10 protein-coding genes are annotated in these 10,367 nt (G+C 67.2%); 7 read left to right on the forward strand and 3 right to left on the reverse strand.

All coding sequences use genetic code 11. The features are described 5' to 3' along the window. Positions 1-60 precede the first annotated feature (60 nt). The 4 genes from A6A05_RS13080 to dapB are packed head-to-tail and all read left to right on the forward strand — an operon-like array spanning position 61 to position 4,734. The gene (locus A6A05_RS13080) at positions 61-3,324 is read left to right on the forward strand and encodes a tetratricopeptide repeat protein (protein ID WP_068501825.1); all 3,264 of its coding nucleotides are present in this window, start codon (positions 61-63) and stop codon (positions 3,322-3,324) included. A gap of 59 nt (positions 3,325-3,383) precedes the next feature. Next, complete coding sequence (locus A6A05_RS13085) at positions 3,384-3,629, forward strand: type II toxin-antitoxin system CcdA family antitoxin (protein WP_068501855.1); 246 nt, start codon at positions 3,384-3,386, stop codon at positions 3,627-3,629. Beyond that, positions 3,629-3,922 (forward strand): CcdB family protein, encoded by a 294-nt coding sequence (locus tag A6A05_RS13090; protein ID WP_068501827.1) that lies wholly within the window; start codon positions 3,629-3,631, stop codon positions 3,920-3,922. Before A6A05_RS13085 ends, A6A05_RS13090 begins: the two co-directional genes overlap by 1 nt. A 14-nt stretch (positions 3,923-3,936) precedes the next feature. Then, positions 3,937-4,734 carry a 4-hydroxy-tetrahydrodipicolinate reductase gene (gene dapB, locus A6A05_RS13095; protein ID WP_068501830.1) on the forward strand — a complete coding sequence of 266 codons (798 nt, stop codon included), beginning with the start codon at positions 3,937-3,939 and terminating at the stop codon, positions 4,732-4,734. Between the two features lie 56 nt (positions 4,735-4,790). On the opposite strand, the gene A6A05_RS13100 is transcribed toward dapB, so the two are convergent. Genes A6A05_RS13100 through hrcA form a run of 3 tightly spaced genes read right to left on the reverse strand, consistent with a single transcriptional unit; the run spans position 4,791 to position 7,652 of the window. Next, positions 4,791-5,972 carry a PQQ-dependent sugar dehydrogenase gene (locus A6A05_RS13100; RefSeq protein WP_068501834.1) on the reverse strand — a complete coding sequence of 394 codons (1,182 nt, stop codon included), beginning with the start codon at positions 5,970-5,972 and terminating at the stop codon, positions 4,791-4,793. 10 nt (positions 5,973-5,982) lie between these two features. Beyond that, a complete protein-coding gene (grpE, locus tag A6A05_RS13105; protein WP_068501838.1) occupies positions 5,983-6,582 on the reverse strand; it encodes a nucleotide exchange factor GrpE in 600 nt (199 codons plus the stop codon). A gap of 14 nt (positions 6,583-6,596) precedes the next feature. Next, on the reverse strand, positions 6,597-7,652 hold the full coding sequence (gene hrcA / locus A6A05_RS13110) for a heat-inducible transcriptional repressor HrcA (RefSeq protein ID WP_068501841.1): 1,056 nt from the start codon (positions 7,650-7,652) through the stop codon (positions 6,597-6,599). 136 nt (positions 7,653-7,788) lie between these two features. Here hrcA and rph point away from each other — a divergent pair, with 136 nt between their 5' ends. From rph to hemW, 3 genes are read left to right on the forward strand one after another with little or no spacing between them, the layout of a single operon-like run. Beyond that, positions 7,789-8,505 (forward strand): ribonuclease PH, encoded by a 717-nt coding sequence (gene rph, locus A6A05_RS13115; RefSeq protein WP_068501844.1) that lies wholly within the window; start codon positions 7,789-7,791, stop codon positions 8,503-8,505. 4 nt (positions 8,506-8,509) lie between these two features. Next, positions 8,510-9,103, forward strand: a complete 594-nt coding sequence (rdgB, locus tag A6A05_RS13120) for an RdgB/HAM1 family non-canonical purine NTP pyrophosphatase (RefSeq protein ID WP_068501848.1) — start codon at positions 8,510-8,512, stop codon at positions 9,101-9,103. Continuing rightward, on the forward strand, positions 9,091-10,293 hold the full coding sequence (gene hemW, locus A6A05_RS13125; RefSeq protein ID WP_281193281.1) for a radical SAM family heme chaperone HemW: 1,203 nt from the start codon (positions 9,091-9,093) through the stop codon (positions 10,291-10,293). The genes rdgB and hemW overlap by 13 nt, the downstream gene beginning before the upstream one ends. Positions 10,294-10,367 lie beyond the last annotated feature (74 nt).

The raw sequence follows: 10,367 nt of genomic DNA on the forward strand, positions 1-10,367 counted from the left end.
CCGTGGGCCGGGGGTGAATTACACTTATTTCCTGTACCGAAGGTTGGGTGGCGGGGATAAGTGGACCAGGCGTTTCGCGAGCTCAAGGCAAAGGTTCAGGACCGCAAGGCGATCCTGGTGGTCGGCACCGGAATCTCGGTGGCCTCGGTCGCGGCGGAACAGCGTGGCTTGGCCGGCTGGCCTGGGCTGTTGCGCCATGGCGTCGAGCACGCCGCCAATCTTGACCCGACTTTCGCCGCCGACAGCGACAAGGTGCTGGCCCGCCTGGGGTCGCCTCCGACACTGGATCGATTGCTGACGGTGGCCTCCGAGGTCGAGCGGGTGCTGACCCGCGCCAATCGGTTCGGCAGCTGGATCGAGCAAACCGCCGGCGCCCTGACGGTGGCCGAGCCGTCGCTGATCGCGGCCCTGGGCCGTTTCAATTGTCCGATCCTGACCACCAACTACGACACCTTGATCGAGGAGGTTCTGGGCCGCCAGCGCGTGACCTGGAAGCAGACAACCCAGGCCTTGGCCGCGTTGCGCGGCGACAAGCCGCATGTGGTCCATCTGCACGGCAGCCATATGGAGCCCGACACCGTGATTCTCGGCGACGGCTCTTACGCCCGTGTCGCCAACGATGCCCCGATGCAGGCGCTGTACGGCGCCATGTCCGCCATGGGAACGCTGGTCTTCGTCGGTTGCGGCGCGGCCGGCTTGACCGACCCCGACCTGGGTCTGGTGTTTCGCCGTTTCGCCGCCCATTTTCCCGACAGCCTGCACTCCCACTTCCTGTTGGTGCGTGACGGCGAAGGCACGGCCGACCTGCCCCAAAGCGTGCGGCCCATCTATTACGGCCCCGATTACGATGATCTGCGGCCCTTCCTGGACTGGCTGGCCGAGCCGGGCGACGGCCCGCCGCCGGCCAAGGCCCGGCTGACGCCATCGGCGAGCGTGGTTCCGCCCACGCTGCCGGTCCGCCGCGCCCCCGACCTGCCCCCGGTTCCCGACCATTTCATCGGCCGCGAGTCCGAGGTGAAGCGGGTGGTGGCGGCATTGGCGGCCGGCGGGCATGTCTTGTTCCAGGGCGCCCCCGGCATCGGCAAGACCAGCCTGTGCACCGCCGCCCTGCACGAGCCGGAAATCGCCGCCCGCTACCAAGATCGGCGCTGGTTCGCCCGGCTAGAGGCCGCCACCGAGCCCTTGTCCTTCTTCGCCGCCATCGGTGAGGCCATCGGCCTGGGTCCGACCGAGCGCACCCGTCCGTCGGTTCTGTACCATCTGAACGAATGGGCCGGGCCAAGGCCGGCCCTGCTGGTGCTGGACAATCTGGAAACCCCGCGTGACCGCGACCCGGAAGGGATCGCCGACGCCCTGGCCCATCTGAAGGACATCGCCGGCCTGACCATCGCCGCCAGCCTGCGCGGCACCGCCGTTCCCCACAGCGTCGCCTGGCAGCGGGTCGAGCCGCTGGACCGTCTGCCCGACCCATACGACCGCGAGCTGTTCCTGACCCTGACCCAGAAGCCGAAATTGGCCGAGGCGCCGGAACTACCCCTGCTGCTGACGGCGCTGGAGGGCCTGCCGCTGGCCATCCGCCTGATGGCTCGTCAGGCCGCCAAGTATCCGCTGCCGCTGCTGTGGGAATTGTGGCAGGAACAGCGCACCGCCCTGCTGAAAAGCGGCGACAGCCGGGAAACCAACCTGGCGGTGTGCATCGAGCTGTCCATCGCCTCGAATGCCATGGACGGCAAGGCCAAGTCGCTGCTGCGGATCATGGGCCTGATGCCCAACGGCGTCGCCCGCGCGGAATTGCGCCACGTCGCCCCCCATGGGCGCGAGGCCGCCGGCACCCTGGTCGAGATCGGCCTGGCCGCCTGGTCGGCCGACCAGACCCGCCTGGTGCAACTGGCCCCCATCCGCGAGCATGTCCGCCTGAACCATCGCCCGCCCGAGAAGCTGCTGGAGCCGGTGCTGAAATGGGCGATCGATTTGGCCCGTCTGGGGGACAAGATTGGAAAAAAGGGCGGGGCGGAGGCGGTCGCCAAGCTGACCCCGGAGGCCCGTAATCTGGAATCATTTCTAAGTATGGCTATGGAGGGAAGAGACAAGCTGCGGGAAAGGGCGATTGTCGCAGCAGATGACCTCGCTAAGTTCGCGCGCCAAACAGGCGTATTTGACGCCATTCCATTGATGCGAAGCGCTGCCGCTTGCACTGCCAATCCGGTTAGGCGCGCCAACTGTCTGATGTCGCTTGGTCGGTTGGCAGAGGTGCGATCACGTCTGTCCGAAGCAGAGACTGCCTTACAGCAGGCGATTACCCTCTTCCGCCAGACTAGCACACGACTAGGTGAGGCCCATTGTCTTTATTTCCTAGGGTCGATTTTCGGACTGCGTTCCGATTTTGGGAACGCCACAGCCGTATTGTCCCAGGCATTGGATATCTACCACGCAGAACCAGATCGCCTGGGCCAGGCGAATTGCATCTTCAAGCTTGGCGAGCTTGGCAGAATGCGCGCGCTCCTGCCGCAAGCCAAAGAGGCCTATCAAAATGCATTGCTTCAGTATCAGCATGTCGATGTTGATGATGACGTCGGTCAGGGAAATTGCATATTTGGCCTTGGTGCGATTAACCGCGACTCCTCTCGCTTCGATGAGGCGGCAAAAGCTTTTTGGCGGGCGCTACCACTTTTTCGACAAGCCGGTAACCGGGTCGGCGAAGCAAATTGCCTTCATAGCCTTGGTGACGTCGATCATTTGCGATCTCGGCACGAACAGGCCAAGTCAGCCTGGCTACAGGCCGTTCCAATTTACAGGCAGGTCGGGAACCTGCTTGGCCAGGCCAACTGTTTGCATGGCCTAGCCTACCATGCCCTTGAGACCGCTGATCCGCCCCAGGCCGCCCGCCTAGCCGGAGAGGCTTTGGCTTTGCTTCCCGAATCAGAGTATCCCGCCACCCACGCCGCAATCCATGTCCTACACGGCGATATTGCTGTCGCCGCTGCCGATTGGCCCGCCGCCGCTGAACATTTCCAGGCCGCGCTCGACCTGTTCGCCCGCACCGAGGATATCGACAATGCCGGTGAGGCGCATCGCGGGCTGGGCGATGTCGCCTTCGGCCAGGGCGACACCACCGTTGCCATATCGCAATGGTCCCAGGCGCTGGAGCTGTTTGCCCGCATCCCGGCACCGCATCTTATGGCCCCGGTGCATCAGCGCCTGGCCCGCGTCACCACCGAGGATGACCAAGCACAGCATCTGGCCACGGCGCGGGCGATGTGGACCGAGATCGATCTGCCGCATCGGCTGCGCGAGCTGGATGATGAATTCGGCCCGCCGGCCTGACCCTTGCCCGCGCCCACCCCATGCGTATAAGCTATGCGCATGATTGCGAGGTTTCGGCCATGAACGCCCTGTACGATCCCAAGGCGCCCAAGAAGGCGTGCAATGTCAGCATCAATGCCGACCTGCTGGCCCAGGCCAAGGCGCTGGGGATCAACCTGTCGCAGCTGCTTGAATCCGAGCTGGAAAGCCGGCTGCGCGAGGCCAAGGCCGCCGCCTGGGCCGAGGAAAACAAGGCCGCCATCGCCGCCCACAACGCCCATGTCGAGAAATTCGGCTTGTGGAGCGACGGGGCCAGGATGTTCTGATGCGCCAGTTCGACGTCTGCCGATCCCAGGGGCCTTTGCTGGTGGTGCTGCAGGCCGACATGGTCGCCGACCTGTCGGTCGTGGTGGTCGCCCCCCTTTATTCCCTGGCGGATTGGCCGGTCCCGGCCCGGCATCTGCACCCGATCGTCCAGTTCGACGGCTCGCCCCATGTTCTGGTGACCAACCATCTGGCCGCGATCACCAAGGACAAGGTCGGCGCTTGCGTCGGTTCGCTGGAAGCCGAGCGCCCGAACCTTATCAACGCCATCGATTTCCTGTTCACCGGCATCTAAGGACAAGACACATCATGAAGATCGGTATCGTCGGCTGCGCCGGCCGCATGGGGCGGATGTTGATGAACGCGGTGCTGGAGGCCCCGGGCTGCCAGCTTGCCGGCGGCACCGACCGCCCCGGCACCCCCACCGCCGGCCAGGATCTGGGCGCCCTGCTGGGCCGCGCGGCCCTGGGCCTGACCGTAGGCCAAGATGCCAAGGCGCTGTTCGCTGCCTCGGACGCCATCATCGATTTCACCGCGCCGGCCGCCACCGTGGCCCATGCCGCGCTGGCCGCCGAACTGGGCAAGATCCTGGTGGTCGGCACCACCGGCCTGACCAAGGATGACGAGGCCGTCCTGGCCCAGGCCGCCGCCAGGACCACCATCGTCTATGCCCCCAATTTCAGCGTCGGCGTCAATCTGCTGATGGCCCTGACCGAACGGGCCGCCGCCATCCTGGGTGATGATTACGATATCGAAATCGTCGAGATGCATCATCGGCGCAAGGTCGACGCGCCGTCGGGCACCGCCCTGGGCCTGGGCCGGTCGGCGGCCAAGGGCCGCGGCGTCGCGCTGGATCAGGTGTGGTGCAAGTCCCGCGACGGCCATACCGGGGCGCGGCCCAAGGGCGAGATCGGCTTCGCCACCCTGCGCGGCGGCGACGTGGTCGGCGACCACACGGTGATGTTCGCCGCCGAGGAAGAGCGCGTCGAGCTGACCCACAAGGCCGCCAGTCGGGCGGTGTTCGCCAAGGGCGCGGTGCGCGCCGCCCGCTGGGCGGGATCGGCCAAGCCCGGCCTTTATTCCATGCGCGACGTGTTGGGACTCTAGGCACGAAGCGCGGCCCGTACCGGGCCCCCTCAGACGCCGGGCGGGCTTTATAGGCCCTATAACCCCGTCCGCGTCACTTTCCACACCGTCTTGCCGGCATCGTCGGCCACATACAGGGCGCCGTCGGGGCCGAAGGCCAGGCCGACCGGGCGGCCCCACACCTTGCCGGGTGCCACCATGAAGCCCGAGGCGAACACCTCGTACGGTCCCAGCGGGTGGTCGTTGACGAAGGGAACCCGGGCGACGACGTAACCGATCGGTTCCGACCGGTTCCACGATCCGTGCAGGGCGACATAGGCGAACCCGTCGGCGAAGGCCAGGCCCAGCGGCGCCGAATGGGCGCGAAACAGCACGTCGGGCACCCGGCTTTTCACCACCAGGCCGGGCGCCTTGCTTGCAAAACCTGGCTGCGGATTGGGGCCGATATAGGCATAGGGCCAGCCGAAGAAGGCGCCGTCCTCAAGCCGGGCCAGATAATCCGGCACCAGCTCGTCGCCCAGCCCGTCGCGTTCGTTGACCACTGTCCACAAATCGGCGCTGCCGGGGCGGAAAGCCAGGCCGACCGGATTGCGTAATCCACTTGCGAAAGTGCGCCCAGGGCCGCCGTCGATGCGAAATTCCCGCACGGTGGCCCGCGGCGCCGCTTCCTCGGCGATATTGGCGCGCGAGCCGATGCCGACATAGAAGCGGGTGCCGTCGGGATGGATGGCCAGCGAGCGCGTACTATGACCTCGATCATCGCCCAGGGCGCCGGGCGGGGTGACCTGGACCCACTGGTCGGCCCGGTCCTGGCCGTCGCTCCAGGCGGCGCGCCACACCGCCCTGGTGTCGGCCACCCACACCTGCCCGTCATGGAAGGCCAGGCCGAACGGCTCGGAAAACCCGCTGGCGAAGGTGGCACGGGTCTCGGCCATTCCGTCGCCGTCGGCATCGACCAGCCGGGTCAGCTTGTCCATCCGCTGTTCGGCCACCAGAACCGAGCCATCGGGCAGCACCAGCAGATTGCGCGGATGATCCAGCCGCTCGGCGAACAAGGTGGCGGCGTAACCCGGCGGCAGACCAAGGCCGGCCTGTTCCGGGCGCGCAACGATATCGGCGGGATTGGCCTTGGACGGTGTCGCGAAGGGCTGGGGCAGATCGGTGAAATGGACGTGGAAGCGGGTCAGCGGCGCCAGGTCGGCCGCCGCCACAGGAGCGGCGGCCAGCAGAAGCAGGACACAGACCAGCCGCCGCGCCATGGGCTGCCGCCTAGACGTTGGTGTCGAGCTGCTCGCCGGGCGGGGTCTTGGGGCCGCCCTTCGAGACGGCGACCAGGGCCGGGCGCAACAGGCGATCATGAATCTGATAGCCCTGCTGCATCACCATGACCACCGTGCCCTCCGGCTGGGTGGTATCTTCCATTTCCATCATCGCCTGATGGAAATTGGGGTCGAAACGGGCGCCCAGCGCGCCGACCTGGCGGATGCCGTAGCGCTCGAAGGTGCCCAACAGCTCGCGCTCGGTCATCTCGACGCCGACCGTCAGGGTGTTGGCGATGTCGTTGCCTTCGCGCGCCGCCGGCGGCACCGCATCCAGCGCGCGGCGCAGATTGTCGGCCACCGACAGCACGTCCTTGGCGAACTGGCCGACGGCGTACTTGCCGCGATCCTCGGCCTGCTGCTCCAGGCGGCGGCGGACGTTTTCGGTGTCGGCGCGGGCGTAGAGAACCTCGTTCTTCAGACGCGCCACCTCGGCTTCCAGCTCGGCCAGCTTGTCCGTCGGCTGGGCTTCCGGGGCGGGGGCGGCGGCTTCGGCCGGGGCCTCGGCCGGGGCGGGGTTGGTCTGTTCGGGGGTCTGGGTCTCGCTCATGAAATCCGTCTCTCTTAACCGATGATGCGGCCGACCACTTTTGCCGTGTAGTCGACCAGGGGGATGATGCGGGCGAAATTCAGCCGTTGCGGGCCGATCACGCCGATGGCGCCGACGATCTGCTCGCGGGCGTCGCGATAAGGTGCGACGATCATAGAGCAGCCCGAGACGCCGAACAGATCGTTTTCCGATCCGATGAAGATTTGTACGCCCTCGGCCTTGGTGGTCATCTCCAGGATACCGAGAAAGCGTTCCGAGGTCTCCAGCGCGTCGAACAGGCCGCGAATGCGTTCCAGATCCTCGACGGCGGTGACGTCTTCCAACAAATGCGACTGGCCACGCACGATCAGGGCGCTGCGCTGGGCGTCGCCCGACCAGGTGGCCAGGCCCGCCTCGACCACCCGCTGTGTCAGGGCGTCCAACTGATGGCGCTGGTGTTCCAGTTCGGCCAGCACTTCCTCGCGGACCTCGTCCAGGGTATGGCCGGCCAGGCGATGGTTGAGGAAATTGGTGGCCTCGACCAGGGCCGAGGGCTCGACGCCTTCCGGCAGATCGACCAGACGGTTTTCCACCAAACCGTCCTCGGTCACCAGCACCACCAAGGCGCGGCCGCGACCCAGCCAGACGAATTCCAGATGCTTGAGATTGCGCTGCATCTTCGGCGCCACCACCATGCCGGCGCAGCGCGACAGGCCCGACAGGGTGCCGATGGCTTCCGACAGCAATTGTTCGACGCTGCGCCCCATGGCCTGGGCCTGGGCGTCGAGCCGGCTGCGTTCCTCGTCGGCCAGGCCGCCCACTTCCAGCAGGCCGTTGACGAACAGCCGCATGCCGGCCTGGGTCGGCAGCCGCCCGGCCGAGGTGTGCGGCGCATAGAGCAGGCCCAGATCCTCGAGATCGGCCATGACGTTCCTGATGGTGGCCGGCGACAGCCCGGCCGGCAGCCGGCGCGACAGCGTACGCGAGCCGATGGGTTCGCCGGTATGCACATAGGCATCGACGATGTGGCGGAATATCTCGCGCGAGCGTTCGTTCAGCTCGGTGATCGCCGGTGTCCTGCCGCGTATCATGGGGGCCTCGGGTGCCGAAATCCGCCCGGAATCTAGTGAGGGTTCGGCCATCCGTCAACTTTGGGGGGTTTCATTCGCCGCGCCGCTTGTTTAGGGTCGCCCCAGATTGATCCCCTTACCCAAGGACACCCCACCGATGAGACCGTCAGGCCGTACCTTCGACCAGCTGCGCGCGATCGCCCTGGAACCCGGCTTTTCCAAGCATGCCGAGGGCTCGTGCCTGGCCAAGTTCGGCGATACCCACGTCCTGTGCACCGCCTCGGTGGAAGATCGGGTGCCGCCCTTCCTGCGCAATACCGGCAAGGGCTGGGTCACCGCCGAATACGGCATGCTGCCGCGTTCGACCCATTCGCGCACCGACCGCGAGGCCGCCAAGGGCAAGCAATCGGGCCGCACCCACGAAATTCAGCGCCTGATCGGCCGGTCCTTGCGCGCCGTCACCGACCTGGTTGCCATGGGCGAGATGCAGATCAAGATCGATTGCGACGTGCTGCAGGCCGATGGCGGCACCCGCACCGCCTCGATCACCGGCGCCTGGGTAGCGCTGCACCTGGCCTTCCAGAAGCTGGTGGCCGAGGGCAAACTGGCCGCCGTGCCGCTGATCGACCATGTCGCGGCCATTTCCTGCGGCATCTTCGAAGGCACCGCCGTGCTGGACCTGGATTACCCCGAGGATTCCAACGCCCAGGCCGACGCCAATTTCGTGCTGACCGGCTCGGGCGGCATCGTCGAGGTTCAGGGCACCGCCGAGGAACGCCCCTTCACTCGCGCCCAGTTCGCCGAATTGATGGAGCTGGCGGAAAAGGGCGTGACCGAACTGGTGGCGCACCAGAAGCGCGCGGTGGGGCTGTAACCCCATGGCGCGGCGCCTGACCGGCAAGCTGGTGATCGCCAGCCACAACCAGGGCAAGGTCCGCGAGATCGGCGAATTGCTGGCGCCATACGGCGTCGAGGTGGTATCGGCCGGCGCCCTGGGCCTGCCCGAGCCCGAGGAAACCGGCTCAAGCTTCGTCGAAAACGCCGAGCTGAAGGCCAAGGCGGCGGCATTGGCCGCTGACCTGCCGGCCTTGGCCGACGATTCCGGTCTGGCGGTCGATGCGCTGGGCGGCGATCCCGGCATCTATTCGGCGCGCTGGGCCGGGCCGGGCAAGGATTTCGCCGCCGCCATGGCGCTGGTGCACGACAAGATGGGCGACCATCCCGACCGCTCGGCCCGCTTCGTCTGCGCCCTGAGCGTGGCCTGGCCGGACGGCGAGATGGTCACCGTCGAGGGCACCGTCGAGGGCACCATCTGCTGGCCGCCGCGCGGCGGTAATGGTTTCGGCTACGATCCGTTCTTCGTGCCGAGCGGGGCCAGCCTGACCTTCGGCGAGATCGAGGCGGCGGCCAAGCATGCCATCAGCCACCGTGCCGACGCCTTCCGCAAGCTGGTGGCGGCGTGTCTGGCCTGACCGCGACCCAAGCCCGAGCGGCGTTTGAGCCGCCCGGCACGGGCGCGCCACGGGCAGACTCTTTCGGCCTTTATGTCCATTGGCCGTTCTGCCTGTCGAAATGCCCCTATTGCGACTTCAACAGCCGGGCGATGGGGGCGGTCGATCATCATCGCTGGCGGGCGGCCTATGGGACCGAACTGGCCCATTTCGCCCGCCGCGCCCCCGGACGGCGCCTGACCTCGATCTATTTCGGCGGCGGCACCCCCAGCCTGATGGAACCGGCCACCGTCGCGGCGATCATCGAGGCGGCGGCCGGCCATTTCACGCTAGCCCCCGATATCGAGATCACGCTCGAGGCCAACCCCTCGACCGCCGAGGCCGGGCGCTTCGCCGATTTCCGCGCCGCCGGCATCAATCGGCTGTCCATCGGGGTGCAGGCCTTGGACGACCGCGCCCTGTCCTTCCTGGGCCGCGGCCATTCGGCGGCCGAGGCCAAGGCGGCGGTCGCCCTGGCGGCCCGCCTGTTCGACCGCTTCTCGTTCGACCTGATCTGCGCCCGGCCCGGCCAGACGCAGGCCGACTGGGCGGCCGAGCTGGCGCAAGGCCTGGCCATGGCCGGCGACCATCTGTCGCTTTATCAATTAACCATCGAGGACGGCACCGCCTTCGCGCCCGCCTATCAGCGCGGCGACTTCGTCCTGCCCGAGGACGACCAGGCCGCCGCCCTTTACGGCCTGACGCAAGAGATGTGCGACGCCGCCGGCCTGCCGGCCTATGAGGTGTCGAACCACGCCCGCCCGGGCGGTGAAAGCCGTCACAACCTGACCTATTGGCAGGGCGGCGATTATGTCGGCATCGGGCCCGGCGCCCATGGCCGGCTGAATCGCACCGCCTTGGCCCAGCGGCGCGATCCCGGGGCCTGGCTGGACAGTGTGGAGAAGGACAGCCACGGCACCGCCGAGGAAGAGACCCTGGATGCGCGCACCCGCGCCGAGGAACTGGTGATGATGGGCCTGCGCCTGAATGCCGGCATCGACGCTGAAATCTTCGCCGCCGCCGCCGGCTTGCCCCTATGGCAGGTGATCGACCCGGCCGGCCTGGCCCGCATGGAGCAAGGCGGCTTCGTCATCCGCACCGCCGACGGCCTGCGGGCCACGCCCTCCGGTCTGCTGATGCTGAACGGCGTCACCGGGGCGTTGTTGGTTTAGACCCTATGTTCGCCCCCTGAAACGGCTGGCGGTCCGTCCCACGGCATGTCCCAATCGAGGGTTGCGCCGGACAG

This window comes from Magnetospirillum moscoviense (assembly GCF_001650635.1).
Classification (GTDB): domain Bacteria; phylum Pseudomonadota; class Alphaproteobacteria; order Rhodospirillales; family Magnetospirillaceae; genus Magnetospirillum; species Magnetospirillum moscoviense.